Origin of the sequence: Bordetella petrii, from assembly GCF_020991325.1 — a bacterium.
GTDB lineage: Bacteria > Pseudomonadota > Gammaproteobacteria > Burkholderiales > Burkholderiaceae_B > Bordetella_A > Bordetella_A petrii_E.
Genome location: NZ_JAJMLX010000090.1, coordinates 1 through 15,654, shown reverse-complemented (window position 1 = coordinate 15,654; position 15,654 = coordinate 1). Strand labels below are relative to the sequence as shown.

Genomic DNA, 15,654 nt, shown 5'->3' with positions numbered 1-15,654 from the left:
TGCGGGCCGCCGGCCGGCAGTGCGGCGTGCGCGCAGGCCTGCCCCTGGGCACGCTGATGCTGGCCCTGGCGGTGGGCCTGGAAGCCGACGCGCAATGGCAATCTGGCCTGCGCCCGCAAGACAGCGCCTATGCGGCCGCGGTTTATGCGCTGCTGGGCCTGCAAGCGGCGTTGGTGATCGCAACCGGTTTCATGGGCTTATTCACGGCCGCGCGCTCGTGGGCCGGCAAAGTGTCCGCGCAGCGGCATGCCTGCGTCGCCAATACCGCGGCGCTGTGGCAATACACCGTGGTGCAGGGCCTGGCCATCACCCTGGTCGTGCATGGTTTCCCGCGCTGGATGGGGTAGTGCATGCAAAAACTCCGGCCTACTCTGCTGCCGCTGCTCGCGGGCCCGTTGATCTGGGCGGTGCACTTCGTGTTCATCTATTCCGCCAACGGCATTTTCTGCGCGCGCCCGGCCTGGCAAGGCTGGTGGGTGGACGAGGCCGGCGCGGCCTGGGTGATCCTGGCTGCCGCGCTGGCCGCCATCGCGGCACTTTTGCTGGTCTGTAACCGCCAGCGCGGGCGCTGGCCGCGCAGTGCCGACCCGGGATTCTTTGCCTGGGTCGCCAACGCGCTGGGCCTGCTGTCGGCAGTCGCCATTCTCTGGCAAAGCCTGCCGGTGCTGTGGGTGCCCGCCTGTGCCGCCGCCTGACCCGCGGGGCAGACACGGCCCGCCTTCCTGTGCCATACTGCGCGGCAGCACACACGCCCGCAGACTCTTCGCATGGCCGGTTCCCTGCCTCGTTTTGCGCTATCGCTGTTGTTGTGGGCGGCGCTTTACGCCGCCGGCGGCTACGTGTCGCTGCTGCTCGACGATCCCGCCACCCGCGTCGCCTTTGTCTGGCTGGCCGCCGGGGTAGCGGTATCGGCCTTCCTGCTTACTCCCTACCGCCGCTGGCCGGCGCTGCTCGTCGCCTTCATGGCGGCGCGCCTGCTGCTCGACGCCTGGGAACACCACGAATTCCTGCACTCGGTGGGCCTGGGGGCCATTTCACTGGCCAGCGACGCGGGCGTGGCCTGGCTGATAGGCCGCTATGCGCGCCGTGGCGACGACCTGTACGGCGTGCTGGTCCTGGTAGGCGCAACCGTGCTGGTCAGCGCGGCTGCCGCCGGGCTGGGCGTGGGCTGGCTAGCCCTGTCCCGCGGGCTGCCCTTCTGGGACTGGGCCTGGATCTGGTGGTCTGCCAATGTCACCGGCGTGCTGCTGCCCACCATCGCCATCCTCAGCTGGACCGACGTGGCCGGCAAGGCGCGCCGTCCCGCCATGCCGGCCCTGCTGTGCGGCGCCGCGGCCTGGGTACTGCTGTGCCTGAGCGCGTGGTATGTATTCGCCGAGATCACCCCGCATGCGCATCGCACCTCGGTGGTGCTGCCGCTGGCATGCGCGCCCATCCTGCTGGCCGCGGTAATGTCGGTGGCCTGGGGCAGTCGCGGCGGCGCCGTGGCCCTGATCAGCCTGGGCGCCATCGCGCTGTACTACGCGGCGGACGCGCACGGGCCGTTCTTCCCTCAAGGGTTGCGCGCGGGCGAATCGCTGCTGCTGGCCCAGTGCTACTTGTCGGTAACCGCGCTGCTGCTGGCGTTCCTGTGGGTGTACACCAATGGACGGCGGGACGGAGGCGCGCTGGCCAGCGCCGACGCGGGCATCATGTACCAGTACGACCCGGCCACGGGCCGGCTGGCCTGGGATGGTGACCCGCACGCCGTCCTGGGGCTGGAAGCCGGGCCGCTGGACACGCTGCAAGACCTGCTGGGCCGCGTGCACCCCGATGATCGCGCGGCCCTGCAAGCGCGCTGGCAAGCCGCCGCCAGCGCGCCGGTCGAGGCGACCCTGGCGCTGCGCGTTGCGGCGGGCAACGGCTGGGTGCGCATCCTGGACCGCCACCCCACGGCTATCGGCGGCAAGGCCGGCCTGGCGCTGGTGGGAACCTGGCAGTTGCGGCAGCAATGGGAATGGCGATGAAGCAACCCCGCGACCGCGCGTCGGTGTCCGGCCCCCGTGCCACCAGGCGTCCACGACGGAGGTCGCCGTGATCCAGATCGCGCTGCTGCTGTTCGGCGCCGATTTCGTGCGGCGGCAGGCGGGCGTACTGGCCTGGCTGGGCGCGGGCTGGGCGTTGCTGGGCCTGTTCATCATCGTCGACGGCATGGACGGGGTGCGCTTTTTCCCCGTGCACCTCTTCGGCGCCTTCCTGCTGCTGGAAAGCCTGGTCACGCTCAGTGTGGCGCCCGGCGGGGCCGGCGCGCAGAAAGCCTTGCTGTATTTCAAGGGCGGGCTGTTCCTGTTCATTGCCGCGCTGATCCTGTCCGGCCGGGAAACCAGCAACCTGTTGATGGCTATCGTGTTCGGGCTGGCGTATTTCGTCGTGGGCACCCTGCAAATGGCATCGTCATGGGTGGTGCGGTTTCCGCACTGGAAGCAGGCGTTCCTGGGCGGAGTGGCGCAAGTGGCGTTCGCGCTCTTCCTGTTCCAGCCCTATCCCACGCACTACCATGGCACGCTGTCGGCCTTCGTGGGCCTAACCTTGCTGGTGGGCGGCGTGAACACCTGGCGCGTGGCGCGGCGCGCGCGCCAGCTACGCGACGGGCGGTCGGTATTCGACCTGCTGGCGCCGGGCGACCTGATCCCGCACGGTCACCGCAAACCGGTTGCGGGCACCGAGCCCGATGCCGCGCAAGACATCGACCCCACCCAATCGCCGCTGGTGGTGCATGTATGGACGCCGGAAGGTTCGTCCAAGAACGCCCCCGTGCCCCGCCCGCTGATCAACCGCTACATTGCTGCGGTGGACATCAAGGGCGTGATCTCCACCGGCCATGCCGCGCTGGAAATGCCGCCCGCCACGTACATCAGCCTGTACCCCGCCGTGGACATCGACCGTTCGCCGTCGGAATTCTTCCGCTTGCTGAAAGCCACGCACGACAACGACGTGCCCGGCGAATTCCAGCCCGACTACCCCACCGAGTCCGCGGCCTGGTGTCCGTCGACGCGGCAGATCCTGTTCCATCAGTTCAACCGCGCCGGCCTGGACCGCTTCTGGGCGGCTTACCGGCAAAAAGAAATCTACAACCTTACCTACCGCAACTGCTCCAGCACGGTGTCGTTCGCGCTCGAAGCAGCCCTGGATGGCGCGCTGCAGCAGGAATCCGCTTCCTGGAAACGCGTGCTGCGCACGCTGCTCATGCCCGAATTGTGGATTGCCGCCCAGGTGCGCAAGCGCGCCACCACCATGGCCTGGACACCCGGGCTGGTGCTGGACTACGCGCGCGCACTGCGCGCCATCGTGCATCCGGCGCAGGGGTCGTGGTTGCGCAGCCTGCGCTGGGCCGCCCGCCAGTCGCGCGCATCGGCGTCCGATTTGGTAGATTGACGCCATGGGCGCACCCGCGCCGCCTTTCGCCCGCCATCGCCCAACTATTCACAAGGATATCCGCCATGCGTAGCCTATGCCTCGCCCTGGCCGCCGCCGGCCTGCTCGCCAGCGCCGCCGTCCACGCCCAATCCACCATGCGTATCGGCCTGCAGGACGACCCCGATGTGCTCGACCCGGCCCGCGCCCGCACCTTCGTGGGCCGCATCGTGTTCGCCTCGCTGTGCGACAAGCTGGTGGACATTTCGCCCGACCTGAAGTTCGTGCCGCAACTGGCCGAATCCTGGACCACCAGCGACGACGGCCTGACGCTGACTTTCAAGCTGCGCGCCGGTGCGCTCTACCATGATGGCGCCCCCATCGACGCGGCCTCGGTCAAGGCCAACCTGGACCGGGCCATGACACTGCCCGACAGCAACCGCAAGAGCGAACTGGCATCGGTGGCCAGCGTGGAAGCCCCCGACGCGCGCACCGTGGTGCTACGCCTGAAGGCGCCCGATGCCTCGCTGGTGTCGCAATTGTCCGACCGCGCCGGCATGATGCTGTCGCCCGCCACCTTCGACCAGGACCCGGGCCGCAAGCCAGTATGCTCCGGCCCCTACAAGTTCAAGGAACGCGTCCAGAACGACCGCATCGTGCTGGAAAAATTCGACCAGTACTGGGACAAGGACAACTACCACTTCGACCAGGTGGTGTTCACGCCCATGCCCGATTCCACCGTGCGCCTGAACAACTTGCGCGCCGGCGGGCTGGACATCATCGAACGCGTGGCCCCCAGCGACGTCAAGACCGTCAAGGAAGACCCCAACCTGCAACTGGCGCCCATTACCGGGCTGGGCTACCAGGCCATATCCATCAACCTGGCCAATGGCAAGCGTGCCGATTCGCCGCTGGCCAAAGACAAGCGCGTGCGCCAGGCGCTGGACCTGGCCATCGACCGCGACATCATCAACCAGGTGGTGGGCGAAGGCATGTTCCAGCCCGCCTACCAGCCGTTTCCGCCCGCCAGCTTCGCCTACGACAAGCAATTCGACCGCGGCGGCCGCGACCCCAAAAAGGCGCAGGAACTGCTGAAGCAGGCCGGCTACGACCGCGTGCAGTTCGAACTGAGCTACGGCAACAACACCACCATGCAACAGGTGTTCGAACTGGTGCAAGCCATGGGAGCCGAAGCGGGCTTCGATATTTCCCTGCGCCCGCTGGAATTCGCCTCGCTGCAATCGGCCCTGCCCAGCGGCGATTTCCAGGTGGGGCAAACAGGCTGGTCGGGCCGCGTGGATCCCAGCGGCAACATCCACCAGTACATCACCTGCAAGGGCAGCCTGAACGACGGCAAGTATTGCGATGCCGGCATGGATAAGTTGCTGAACGAAGCGCGCAGCGTGGCTGACGAAGCCAAGCGCCGGGACCTGTACGTGCAGGCCATGAAGAAGATGCAGGAAGACGATCCGCGCATTTACCTGTTCTACCTGCCGTGGATTTTCGGCACGCAAGCCAAACTGGAAGGCTTCGTCCCCTACCCCGACGGCCTGATCCGCCTGAAGGGCGTCACGGTGGCCAAGCAATGAGCATCGATTCCGGCTACCGCATGTTCACCACGCGGCCCGAGATCCTGGGCACGTTCGGCGTGGTGACGTCCACCCACTGGCTGGCCAGCAGCGCCGGCATGTCGCTGCTGGAACGCGGCGGCAATGCGTTCGACGCCGCCGTCGCGGCCGGCTTCGTGCTGCAAGTGGTGGAACCGCACCTGGTGGGCCCGGCGGGCGAAGTGCCGGTGCTGTTCCATTCGGTGCGCACCGGCCGCACGGAAGTACTGTGCGGCCAGGGCCCCACGCCCGCTGGCGCCACACTGGACCATTACCGCGCGCTGGGCCTGAGCCTGATCCCGGGCAACGGCCTGCTGCCGGCGGTGATCCCCGGCGCCTTCGACGCCTGGATGCTGCTGCTGCGCGACCACGGCACCCTGCGCGTGCGCGATGTGCTGGAACCCGCCATTTACTATGCGGACCACGGCCACGCCCTGATGCCGCGCATCGCCAACACTATCGCGGGGCTGAAAGATTTCTTCACCGCGCACTGGCCCACCAGCGCGCAGGTATACCTGCCCGGCGGCGCCGCGCCGCAGGCCCGCAAACTGTTCCGCAACCCCAGGCTGGCCGAGACCTGGCGCCGCGTGCTGCGTGAGGCCGAGGCGGCCGGCGGCGATCGAGACCGCCAGATCGACGCCGCGCGCGACGCGTTCTACCGCGGTTTCGTGGCCCAGGCCATCGACCAATACGCGCGCCACACCGACGTCATGGACGAGACCGGCACCCCGCACCGTGGCGTGCTGACCGCGCACGACATGGCCGGCTGGTCGGCCCACTACGACACGCCCGCCACCTACGATTACCATGGCTACACCGTGGCCAAGGCCGGCGCCTGGAGCCAGGGCCCGGTATTCCTGCAGACACTGGCCCTGCTCAAGGGACTGGACCTGCAGCAGCCCGGCCCCAACGGCGCCGAATTCGTGCACCGCATCACCGAAGCCATGAAGCTGGCCTTCGCCGACCGCGAGGCCTACTACGGGGATCCGTCATTCGTGCAGGTGCCGATGCAGCACCTGCTGTCCGATGCCTATAACGACGAACGCCGCGCGCTGATAGGCCAGATGGCATCGCACGAATTGCGGCCCGGCCGCGTGCCCGGCTTCGAGGCCCAGGTGGACCGGGTCATGGACGTGCTGGCGCGGCTGTCCAAGGTCACGCCGGTGGGCGCGCCCGGCAGCGAGCCCACCCTGGCCGACATGCGCGCCTCGGCCCGGCGCGGCGACACCACCCACGTGGACGTCATCGACCGCTGGGGCAACATGGTATCGGCCACGCCATCGGGCGGCTGGCTGCAGTCCTCCCCAGTCATCCCGGAACTGGGCTTCCCGCTGAATACCCGCGCCCAGATGTTCTGGCTGGAACCTGGCCTGCCCTGCACGCTGGCCCCGGGCAAGCGGCCCCGCACCACGCTGACGCCCACGCTGGCGCTGCGCGACGGCCGGCCCTACATGGTGTTCGGCACGCCTGGTGGCGACCAGCAGGAACAATGGCAACTGCTGCTGTTCCTGCGGCACGCGCACCACGACCTGAACCTGCAGGAAGCCATCGACCAGCCCATGTCGCACACCCTGCATTTTCCGTCGTCGTTCTACCCGCGCGACCGCAAGCCAGGACACTTGGCGGTGGAGAAGTCGTTCGGCGCAGACACCATCGCCGACCTGCGCGCCCGCGGGCATGTCATCGAAGAAGAGCCGGAATGGTCCACCGGCCGCCTCACCGCCGCCTCGCGCGACCCCGACGGCCTGCTGCACGCCGCGGCAACCCCTCGGCTGATGCAGGCATATGCGGTGGGGCGTTGAGGGCGGCTGCAGGAGAAACCGGTTCGCTACCAGGTATCTGGCTCCCGCAAGGGTGCCAGACACCGTCCAACTGAGGCCCTCGCTGCACACAACGGTGTCCGGCACCTCTGGAGCCGGACACCCGCCATGCCCCCCAAACGACAAGGATTTCCATGCCTCCTTCCCGCCCGTCCGAGGTTGTCCATATCCAGCTTGTCAAACAGGCAGACAACGCGCTGGTAGAAGCATTCACACGCTTGCTGCCCCAGCTCTCGCGCAGCGCCGCCACGCTGACGCTGGTGCACTTCCGCATTCCCACGGGCGTACGGGCCTGGATCGAAGATGTGGTGGTGGACGATGAAGCCCGTGGACTGGGTGCCGGCGCCGCGCTGACTCGTGCGGCCATCGCCCGCAGCCGCGAGCTGGGCGCCAAGACGCTCGACCTGACTTCCAACCCCGGGCGCCAGGCCGCGCATCGCTTGTACGAATCATGCGGGTTCGCGCCACGCGACACGCGCGTGTACCGCCATCAAGGCCCGGAAACCGCTACCCCTTCCTGACGTAGTCGGGAAACCGCTCGCAGATCTCGTCCACCTGGCTCAGGGTGCCCGACAGGTGCTCGCGCAGCGCGGCCTGTGCGCCCATCACGTCCCGTCCGGCAATGGCATCGACGATCCGCTGATGATCCCGCAGAATGCGTTCGGCCTTGCCGGATTCCGGCAGGTGCAGCCGCCGCAGCCGATCCACATGCCCGCTGTAGCGCTGTTCCAGTTCCCATAGCCCGGCCACGCCCGCGGCCTGGTGCATTTCGCGGTGAAAGGCGCGGTCCGCGTCCAGGAAACCCTGGTAACGATCGGCGCCGCGGTTCGCGCGCTGCATGTCGATGTGCGCGCGCAGGCGTTCGACCAGAGCGGCATCGTCGCGTCCGGCCAGTTCGCGCACGATTTCCAGCTCCAGCGAGCGGCGCAGGAAATGCGCCTGGCGGGCCGCCGCGATGTCGATGCGGCTGACCACGGTGGTGTGCTGGGGGTAGATGTCGACCAGGCCTTCGTCGCGCAACTGGATCAGGGCGTCCCGTATGGGTGTCTGACTCAGCCCGAAGGCCTCGGCCAGTTCGCCACGCGCCAGGGCTTCGCCCGGCTTCAATTCCAGAGACACGATCAAGCCGCGCAGTTTCTCGAAGACCTGCGGCGCGGCATGGCGCGAGCGGTCCAGGCGCAGGTCGGCGGGCAGGGCAAGCGGCGTAGACATGATGGAATCTGGCAACAGCAATGAAGGCGATTGTACCGGCCGCCAACGACATTGACGTACTAATATATTAGTGTTTTAATCGCCAAAATTTCACCGGATCCCTAGTCATGTCACGTACTTACGACAGCTTGCGCAGCGCCCGCTGGATGGCGCACGACGACCTGAGGTCTTTCGGCCACCGCTCGCGCATGATGCAGATGGGCTATGGCCCGCAAGACTGGGCGGGCCGTCCAGTGATTGCCATCATCAACACCTGGTCCGACCTCAATCCCTGCCATAGCCACTTCAAGCAGCGGGTGGACGACGTCAAGCGCGGCATCCTGCAGGCCGGCGGCTTTCCGGTGGAACTGCCCGCCATTTCGGTGTCGGAATCCTTCGTCAAACCCACGACCATGCTGTATCGCAACTTCCTGGCGATGGAAACCGAGGAACTGCTGCGCAGCCACCCGGTGGACGGCGCCGTGCTGATGGGCGGCTGCGACAAGACCACGCCAGGCCTGATCATGGGCGCCATCAGCGCCGACCTGCCCTGTATTTACCTGCCCGCGGGCCCCATGCTGCGCGGCAACTGGAAAGGCAAGGTGCTGGGATCGGGCTCCGATGCCTGGAAGCTGTGGGACGAGCGGCGCGCCGGCAACATCACCAAACAGGACTGGACCGAAGTCGAAGGCGGCATCGCGCGCAGCTACGGCACCTGCATGACCATGGGCACGGCCAGCACCATGACGGCCATCGCCGAAGCCATCGGGCTGACGCTGCCCGGCGCCTCGTCGATTCCAGCCGCCGACGTCAACCACATGCGCATGTCGGCCGAATGCGGCCGCCGCGTCGTGGAAATGGTCTGGGAAGACCAAGCCCCGCAGCGCATCCTGACGCGCGCGTCGTTCCAGAACGCGATCCATGTCGCCATGGCCATGGGCTGTTCCACCAATGCCATCGTGCACCTGGTGGCCATGTCGCGCCGGGCCAACTGCGCGGTAAGCCTGGACGACTTCGACGCGGCCAGCCGCAAGGTGCCGGTCATTGCCAATATCCGGCCCAGCGGCGACACCTACCTGATGGAAGATTTTTTCTACGCAGGCGGCCTGCCCGGCCTGATGTCGCGGCTGGCGGAAAACCACCTGGACCTGTCCGCCCGCACCGTCACGGGCCGCAGCCTGGGCGAGAACATCGCGGGCGCCGCCGTGTACAACGACGACGTGATCCGGCCGCTGGATCAGGCCATCTACCAAGAAGGCGCGCTGGCCGTACTGAAGGGCAACCTGGCTCCGGACGGCTGCGTGATCAAGCCCAGCGCCTGCGCCCCGCGGTACCTGCAGCACACCGGCCCGGCCCTGGTATTCGACGACTACCCCAGCATGAAGGCCGCGGTGGAAGACGAGAACCTGGACGTCACCGCCGACCATATCCTGATCCTGCGCAACGCCGGCCCCCAAGGCGGGCCGGGCATGCCCGAATGGGGCATGCTGCCCATTCCAGTGAAGCTGGTGAAGCAAGGCGTACGCGACATGCTGCGCCTGTCCGATGCCCGCATGAGTGGCACCAGCTACGGCGCCTGCATCCTGCACGCGGCGCCCGAAGCCTATGTGGGCGGCCCGCTGGCGCTGGTGCGCACCGGCGACCTGATCACCGTGGACGTACCGGCGCGCACCATCCACATGAACGTCAGCGACGAAGAGCTGGCGGCCCGCCGCGCCGCCTGGGCCCCGCCGCCCAGGCGCTACGAACGCGGCTACGGCTGGATGTACTCGCAGCACATTCTGCAAGCCAATGACGGCTGCGATTTCGATTTCCTGGAAACCGGTTTCGGCGCCCCCGTCGCCGAGCCCGACATTTTCTGAACCGGCTTTTTTCGCACTCCCATACCGCCATGACCACCCTGTCCGACACCACCCGCGCCCGCCTGGCCGCGGCCAGCACCGCCACGCTGTGCACCGCGCTGTTCAAGCGCGGCCTGCGCAACCAGTTCATCCAGGACGTGCGCCCCTTGAACGCGGGCCTGCCCAATATGGTGGGCCCGGCCTACACGCTGCGCTACATCCCGGCCCGCGAAGACCTGAACACCATCCAGGTATTCGAAGACCCGAAGCACCCGCAGCGCGTAGCCGTCGAGTCGTGCCCCGCGGGCGCGGTGCTGGTCATGGACAGCCGCAAGGACGCGCGCGCCGCCTCGGCCGGTTCCATCCTGGTCACCCGCCTGATGAAGCGCGGCGTGGCTGGCGTGGTCACCGATGGCGGCTTCCGCGATTCGCCCGAGATCGCCGCCCTGGAAATCCCGGCCTATCACCAGCGCCCGTCCGCGCCCACCAATCTGACACTGCACCAGGCCCTGGACTTGAACGTGCCCATAGGCTGCGGCGACGTGGCGGTATTCCCCGGCGACATCATCGTGGGCGACAGCGAAGGCGTAGTGGTGATTCCCGCCGGCATCGCCGACGACATCGCCCACGAAGCCACTGAAATGACGGCCTTCGAAGATTTCGTCACCAGCGAAGTCTTGAATGGCCGCAGCATCATCGGCCTGTACCCGCCTACCCATCCCGCCACGCGCGAGCAATTCGCCGCGTGGCGCACGCAGCACGGGCGCTGACGGCCACCGTCGCGCCCGCAACAAAACCCACGAGGAGACAAACCATGAACCCGATACGACGGCGCCAGCTGGCGCTGACCCTGGCCGCGGCCACGCTGGCGGCCTGCGGCCTGCCGGTCCAGGCTGCCGACTGGCCGGCCGGCAAACCCATTTCCTATGTCGTGCCCTTCACCGTGGGCGGCTCCACCGATGTGGTGGGCCGGCTGCTGGCGCAGAAACTGGGCGAACGGCTGCACCAGAGCGTGGTCGTCGAAAACAAGCCCGGCGCGGCGGGCGCGATCGGCGCGGCCTACGTGGCCAAGGCACCCGCCGACGGCTATACCCTGTTCGGCGGCACCATCAGCACGCATGCCATCAATGCCAGCCTGTACAAGAACCTGCGCTACGACCCGGTGAAGGATTTCGAACCCGTCACCCTGGTGGCCACGCTGCCGAATGTATTGCTGGTAGACCCCAACCTGGGCGTCAATTCGGTGGCAGACCTCATTGCCCTGCTCAAGCGGGACCCTTCGAAGCGCACCTTCGCTTCATCCGGCCCCGGCACGTCCACCCACCTGGCGGGTGAACTCTTTGCCGACACCATCGATGTGCCGCTGACGCACGTGCCCTACAAGGGCACCCCGCCCGCCATGGTGGATGTCTCGTCCGGAGCGGTGACGTTCATGTTCGACCAGATGACGGCCGCGCTGCCGTTACTGCAGAACGGCAAGCTGAAGCTGCTGGCGGTAACCACGCCCAAGCGCATTGCGCTGGCACCGGACACGCCCACCATGGAAGAAGCCGGAGTCCAGGGCTTCCAGATGGCGTCCTGGCAGGCGGTGTACGCCCCCAAGGGCACGCCCAAGGCCATCGTCGACAGGCTGTCGCAGGAAATCGCCGCCATCCTCAAGGAACCCGACGTGCAGGAGAAACTGGGCAAGACCATGGGCATGGAACTGGTGGGCAGCAGCCCCGAGGCCTTGCGCGACCTGATGGCCGCCGAAATTCCGCGCTGGGCGGAAGTGGTGGAAAAATCGGGCGCGAGCGTGGATTGAGCTCGCCCCCGCCGGCGGCGGCTTGCGGTCCACTGCAACCCGAAACCGCGCCGCCGCAAGCGGCTACAGATAACGCTCGCGATACCCCACCGGCGACATCCCGCAGTACTTGCTGAAAATATCCCGGAACGCCTTGGTATCGCTGTAGCCCACTTCGTACATCACCTCGGCCACGGTTTTGCGCGTGCTTTCCAGCTGCCGCTTGGCGGCCTCCACGCGGATGCGCTGCAGGTATTCGACGATACTGTTGCCCGTGGCCTGCCGGAAACGGCGTTCCAGGGTGCGGCGCCCCAGCGCGTAGCGGTCGGCCAGCGCCTCGACGGTAAGGCGTTCGGCGAAGCAGGCTTCGATGTGCTGCTGCACCGCCCGCACGGTGTCGTCCGCGTGTTCCTTGTGGCCCATGAACACCGAAAACGGCAGTTGGCTCTGGCGGCTCCAGTCCAGCTGGAAAAACTTGGCGCACCAGATCGCCGTGTCGCGGTCGGTGTACTTTTCGACCAAGTGCAGCACCAGGTGGGCGGCCGAGAACGCGCCGCCGCTGGTGTACAGGCCATGCTCGCCGGTCACGATGCGGTCGCTGACCCACTGCACCGTGGGAAACCACTGCGCATAAAGATGCTGCGCCGCCCAGTGCACTACCGCCCGACGCCCGTCCAGCAGCCCGGCGGCGGCCGGCAAGGCCGCGCCCAGGCACAGGCAGGCCAGTTCGCCGCCGTTCTTGTAGTGCCGGGCCATCCATTCGATCAGGTCGGTATTGTCGGCCACGGTTTCGGGCGACGGCGCCAGCAGGGGCGGCACGATGCAGATGTCCACCGGGCCGGGGTCGGCCAGCACCGCGTCGGCCTGCACCTGGATGCGCCCCTGGTCCAGCCGCACCTGGGGCGTGGCGGCCAGCGTGCGCACGCTGAAGCGCGGCGCGCGACCTTGCCCTTGCAAGTACTGGTTGGCCACCATGAAGCCCTGCCGGGCGTTTTCCAGCGAAGCAATATTGGCGCCCTCGGGCAGCAGGAAAGCGATGTTCTTCATGACGGCAGCATACCGCCGACGCCTGTCGCAATCCACCCGCAAGATTGTCGCAATTCCCCATCGGCAGCCGGGGCATTTCCCGATACAGTGAGCAACCGGTCTCGCGGCCACAACAAGGGAGCACCACCATGGAACAGTATGTAGACGGCTTTCTGCTGGCCGTTCCGAAAGACAAGCTCGACGCTTACCAAGCGATCGCCACCAAGGCTGGCACCATCTGGAAGGAACACGGCGCGCTCGACTATCGCGAATGCGTGGGAGACGAACTGGACATGGACCCCAATTTCGCCAAATTCACCGCGGCCGCCCAGGCCCGGGAAAACGAAGTGGTGATCTTCGCCTGGATCACCTATGCCAGCAAGGCCGAGCGCGACCGCGTCAACGCCGCCGTCATGGCCGACGATCGCATGCAGTGCCCCGAAGCAGAAGGGGTATTCGACATGAAGCGCATGGCCTGGGGCGGATTCCGCACCCTGGTGGGCGCGTAACCGCGCTGTTGCAAAAAAAACGGCCGCGGCTGTCGATCCAGCCCCGCGCCAACCGTCGTGTCAGTAGCGGCGCGCCATCCGCCGCCGCAATCCAAGGAGCTCACCATCATGGCAGTGAAACCTATACCCGACGACATGCATTCGGTTACCCCGCACCTGATGTGCAACGGCGCCGCCCAGGCCATCGATTTCTACGTCAAGGCATTCAACGCCGTCGAACTGGCGCGCCTGCCGGGCCCGGGCGGCAAGATCATGCACGCCATGGTGCGCATCGGCGATTCCAGCATCATGCTGGCCGACGTGTTCCCCGACATGGGATGCGCCGCGGACGACCCCGGGTCGCTGAAGGGCTCGCCCGTCTACCTGCACCTGTACGTGGAAGACGTAGACGCCACCATGGCCCAGGCCCAGGCCGCCGGCGCCACCATCACCATGCCCGCCACCGACATGTTCTGGGGCGACCGCTACGGCCAGCTGACCGACCCGCTTGGCCACCGCTGGTCCGTGGCCACGCACAAAGAAGACCTGACACCCGAGCAGATCCAGAAGAACATGGAAACCTTCGGCTGCATGGGCGAGGGCCAGGCCTGACGGGGTAATGAAAACATTCGGCGGCCCCAGATCAAGCCCAGCCCTAAACGAAAGCTTGAATTGCAGGGCCCGAGGCCCTAAGGTTTGCCCCATGCCTGCTCTCGACCGCCTGCAAACCCGTGGCGAAGAAATCGCCAACTCCATCAGCCACGGGCTGGGCGCCCTGGCGGCGCTGGCCGCCGCCCCCTTGCTCATCATCGGTGCCACGCGCCAGGGCGACGCCGCGCTGGTGGCGGGCGCGGCCATCTTCGCGGCCACCATGTGCCTGCTGTACCTGGCCTCGGCCCTGTACCACGCCTTGCCGCCAGGCCGCGCCAAGCGGCTGTTCAATGTGCTGGACCATTCCGCCATCTACCTGCTGATCGCCGGCACCTACACGCCGTTCACGCTGGGTCCGCTGCGCGGGCCCTGGGGCTGGACCCTGTTCGGCCTGGTGTGGGGCCTGGCCGCGTTGGGCGTGGCCTTGAAGGCGTTCCAGCGGCTGAACCGTCCCTGGCTGTCCACCGGGCTGTACCTGGCCATGGGCTGGCTGGTGGCCATTGCCGTCGACCCTGTCCTGGAACTGATCGCGCCCGGCGGGTTGTGGTGGCTGCTGGCGGGCGGCCTGGCCTACACCGCGGGCGTGGTGTTCTTCGTGTTCGACTCGCGCTGGCGCTACGCGCACTTCATCTGGCACCTGTTCGTGCTGGCCGGCACCGTCTGCCACTTTTTCGCGGCGCTGTGGTACGCCGTGCCGGCCACGGCCTAGGACCCGTACGCCTTCAGTTGCCGCCGGCGCCAGGCCGAAAGGGATACTGCCGCACCTGCCCGCCGCCCGCGATGATGGCCGTGGCCTCGGGCACTTCCTGCCAGGCGCCCGGCAGTTCGGCCAGGGGTTCCGACAGCAACATATAGGCATCGTCGTCCAGGGCCGCGATACGCTCGTCGTCGGGGTACAACTGCTTCAAATGCCTGACGTCGGTGTTGTGGTACAGCGAACGGGAATTCGTCTCGCTGGAATAGCGCACGGCAATCAGCCGCTGGCCATCCAGGGCGCATACCGTCATGTTCAGCGGGAACTCCACGCCGTTGCGGTGGCCCGTTGCCTCCACGAATTCCACCATGCGCTCCAGGGCCGGCAAAGGGTCCGAATCCAACCCGAAGGTCAACGCCAGCAAGAACATCACCTCGGAATCGGTGGACCCCTCCAGCGACGGAAAATAGCGTGGCGCGATCTGCAGCATCAGTTCGCGGCGCAGCAAGGGATATTCGCGTATCGACCCGTTGTGCACGAACAGCCATCGGCCATGCCGAAACGGGTGGCAATTGGTTTCCTGTGTCGGGGTGTCGGTGGCGGCGCGTATATGCGCCACGAACAGCGGCGCCCGGATGGCCCGGGCCGCTTCGCGCAGATTGCGGTCGTTCCAGGCCGGATTGATGCTGCGATAGCGGAACGGCGGTTCGTGCGGATCGCGGCCGTACCAGCCCACCCCGAAGCCATCGCCATTTGTCGTGGTGGCGCCCAGGCGCGAGTGCAGGCTCTGCTCGATCAGCGAATGCCGGGCCTTGAAAATCACGGACTCCAGCTGCAAGGGACTACCGGTATAAGCCATCCATCGGCACATGGCGACGCTCCTGGGAATTTGCCCGCTGCGGGCCCATATACATTTTTCAGAAGAAAAATTCTATCGCTTAGAACTTATTGACATAAAACAAAGCATTGTCCATGATGGCATGCAAGCGCCGCCTGACGACGCCACCACACACAATACCGCGTCGGCCCGGTCCGCGCGCGGCAACGGAGACGCATGCCATGGAGACGACCCCTCGCAATCCCGCCCGCCAAACCAGGCCGGCCCCAGTTCCACGATCTTGTCGTACAGCCGGGCGCGCAGGTCGTTCTGGATGCGCGCC

The 15,654-nt window shown here is 67.0% G+C and carries 15 protein-coding genes and 1 pseudogene; 13 read left to right on the top strand and 3 right to left on the bottom strand.

Features of this window, described 5'->3' with window-relative positions:
* From LPZ50_RS11320 to LPZ50_RS11290, 7 genes and pseudogenes are all read left to right on the top strand, one after another.
* A pseudogene (locus tag LPZ50_RS11320) lies at positions 1–347 on the top strand (cytochrome ubiquinol oxidase subunit I); the annotation flags it as partial.
* 3 nt (positions 348–350) lie between these two features.
* The gene (locus LPZ50_RS11315) at positions 351–695 is read left to right on the top strand and encodes a hypothetical protein (RefSeq protein ID WP_230661429.1); all 345 of its coding nucleotides are present in this window, start codon (positions 351–353) and stop codon (positions 693–695) included.
* 72 nt (positions 696–767) lie between these two features.
* Positions 768–2,006: an MASE1 domain-containing protein gene (locus tag LPZ50_RS11310; protein ID WP_230661427.1), complete on the top strand. Its 1,239-nt coding sequence runs from the start codon at positions 768–770 to the stop codon at positions 2,004–2,006.
* Positions 2,007–2,073: 67 nt separating this feature from the next.
* Entirely contained in the window at positions 2,074–3,414 is a 1,341-nt protein-coding gene (locus LPZ50_RS11305) for an HdeD family acid-resistance protein (RefSeq protein ID WP_230661425.1), read from the top strand.
* A gap of 65 nt (positions 3,415–3,479) precedes the next feature.
* Complete coding sequence (locus tag LPZ50_RS11300) at positions 3,480–4,982, top strand: ABC transporter substrate-binding protein (RefSeq protein ID WP_230661423.1); 1,503 nt, start codon at positions 3,480–3,482, stop codon at positions 4,980–4,982.
* Between the two features lie 20 nt (positions 4,983–5,002).
* Positions 5,003–6,802, top strand: coding sequence for a gamma-glutamyltransferase family protein (locus tag LPZ50_RS11295; protein WP_230661433.1), 1,800 nt, complete (start codon positions 5,003–5,005; stop codon positions 6,800–6,802).
* Positions 6,803–6,954: 152 nt separating this feature from the next.
* Positions 6,955–7,341 (top strand): GNAT family N-acetyltransferase, encoded by a 387-nt coding sequence (locus tag LPZ50_RS11290; protein ID WP_230661421.1) that lies wholly within the window; start codon positions 6,955–6,957, stop codon positions 7,339–7,341.
* On the opposite strand, the gene LPZ50_RS11285 is transcribed toward LPZ50_RS11290, so the two are convergent.
* A complete protein-coding gene (locus LPZ50_RS11285; RefSeq protein WP_230661419.1) occupies positions 7,328–8,032 on the bottom strand; it encodes a GntR family transcriptional regulator in 705 nt (234 codons plus the stop codon). The two genes, LPZ50_RS11290 and LPZ50_RS11285, sit on opposite strands and share 14 nt — an antisense overlap.
* 107 nt (positions 8,033–8,139) lie before the next feature.
* On the opposite strand from LPZ50_RS11285, the gene araD reads away from it, so the two are divergent.
* From araD to LPZ50_RS11270, 3 genes are read left to right on the top strand one after another with little or no spacing between them, the layout of a single operon-like run.
* A complete protein-coding gene (gene araD, locus LPZ50_RS11280) occupies positions 8,140–9,873 on the top strand; it encodes an L-arabinonate dehydratase (protein WP_230661417.1) in 1,734 nt (577 codons plus the stop codon).
* A gap of 29 nt (positions 9,874–9,902) precedes the next feature.
* Complete coding sequence (locus tag LPZ50_RS11275) at positions 9,903–10,622, top strand: ribonuclease activity regulator RraA (protein ID WP_419195590.1); 720 nt, start codon at positions 9,903–9,905, stop codon at positions 10,620–10,622.
* 44 nt (positions 10,623–10,666) lie between these two features.
* Complete coding sequence (locus tag LPZ50_RS11270; RefSeq protein ID WP_230661416.1) at positions 10,667–11,656, top strand: Bug family tripartite tricarboxylate transporter substrate binding protein; 990 nt, start codon at positions 10,667–10,669, stop codon at positions 11,654–11,656.
* Between the two features lie 63 nt (positions 11,657–11,719).
* On the opposite strand, the gene LPZ50_RS11265 is transcribed toward LPZ50_RS11270, so the two are convergent.
* Positions 11,720–12,682: a GlxA family transcriptional regulator gene (locus LPZ50_RS11265; protein WP_230661414.1), complete on the bottom strand. Its 963-nt coding sequence runs from the start codon at positions 12,680–12,682 to the stop codon at positions 11,720–11,722.
* A gap of 128 nt (positions 12,683–12,810) precedes the next feature.
* On the opposite strand from LPZ50_RS11265, the gene LPZ50_RS11260 reads away from it, so the two are divergent.
* The 3 genes from LPZ50_RS11260 to trhA all read left to right on the top strand — a co-directional run bounded on the left by LPZ50_RS11260 (position 12,811) and on the right by trhA (position 14,509).
* Positions 12,811–13,170: a DUF1428 domain-containing protein gene (locus LPZ50_RS11260; RefSeq protein WP_230661412.1), complete on the top strand. Its 360-nt coding sequence runs from the start codon at positions 12,811–12,813 to the stop codon at positions 13,168–13,170.
* Positions 13,171–13,278: 108 nt separating this feature from the next.
* Positions 13,279–13,761 carry a VOC family protein gene (locus LPZ50_RS11255; RefSeq protein WP_230661410.1) on the top strand — a complete coding sequence of 161 codons (483 nt, stop codon included), beginning with the start codon at positions 13,279–13,281 and terminating at the stop codon, positions 13,759–13,761.
* 91 nt (positions 13,762–13,852) lie between these two features.
* Entirely contained in the window at positions 13,853–14,509 is a 657-nt protein-coding gene (trhA, locus tag LPZ50_RS11250; protein WP_230661408.1) for a PAQR family membrane homeostasis protein TrhA, read from the top strand.
* Positions 14,510–14,522: 13 nt separating this feature from the next.
* On the opposite strand, the gene LPZ50_RS11245 is transcribed toward trhA, so the two are convergent.
* Positions 14,523–15,365: a class II glutamine amidotransferase gene (locus LPZ50_RS11245; RefSeq protein WP_230661406.1), complete on the bottom strand. Its 843-nt coding sequence runs from the start codon at positions 15,363–15,365 to the stop codon at positions 14,523–14,525.
* Between the last annotated feature and the right edge of the window lie 289 nt (positions 15,366–15,654).

Coding starts and splice junctions, on each gene's coding strand:
- LPZ50_RS11315 (WP_230661429.1), top strand. CDS start 351: ATGCAAAAACTCCGGCCTACTCTGCTGCCGCTGCTCGCGGGCCCGTTG.
- LPZ50_RS11310 (WP_230661427.1), top strand. CDS start 768: ATGGCCGGTTCCCTGCCTCGTTTTGCGCTATCGCTGTTGTTGTGGGCG.
- LPZ50_RS11300 (WP_230661423.1), top strand. CDS start 3,480: ATGCGTAGCCTATGCCTCGCCCTGGCCGCCGCCGGCCTGCTCGCCAGC.
- LPZ50_RS11295 (WP_230661433.1), top strand. CDS start 5,003: ATGTTCACCACGCGGCCCGAGATCCTGGGCACGTTCGGCGTGGTGACG.
- LPZ50_RS11290 (WP_230661421.1), top strand. CDS start 6,955: ATGCCTCCTTCCCGCCCGTCCGAGGTTGTCCATATCCAGCTTGTCAAA.
- LPZ50_RS11285 (WP_230661419.1), bottom strand. CDS start 8,032: ATGTCTACGCCGCTTGCCCTGCCCGCCGACCTGCGCCTGGACCGCTCG.
- araD (WP_230661417.1), top strand. CDS start 8,140: ATGTCACGTACTTACGACAGCTTGCGCAGCGCCCGCTGGATGGCGCAC.
- LPZ50_RS11275 (WP_419195590.1), top strand. CDS start 9,903: ATGACCACCCTGTCCGACACCACCCGCGCCCGCCTGGCCGCGGCCAGC.
- LPZ50_RS11270 (WP_230661416.1), top strand. CDS start 10,667: ATGAACCCGATACGACGGCGCCAGCTGGCGCTGACCCTGGCCGCGGCC.
- LPZ50_RS11265 (WP_230661414.1), bottom strand. CDS start 12,682: ATGAAGAACATCGCTTTCCTGCTGCCCGAGGGCGCCAATATTGCTTCG.
- LPZ50_RS11260 (WP_230661412.1), top strand. CDS start 12,811: ATGGAACAGTATGTAGACGGCTTTCTGCTGGCCGTTCCGAAAGACAAG.
- LPZ50_RS11255 (WP_230661410.1), top strand. CDS start 13,279: ATGGCAGTGAAACCTATACCCGACGACATGCATTCGGTTACCCCGCAC.
- trhA (WP_230661408.1), top strand. CDS start 13,853: ATGCCTGCTCTCGACCGCCTGCAAACCCGTGGCGAAGAAATCGCCAAC.
- LPZ50_RS11245 (WP_230661406.1), bottom strand. CDS start 15,365: ATGTGCCGATGGATGGCTTATACCGGTAGTCCCTTGCAGCTGGAGTCC.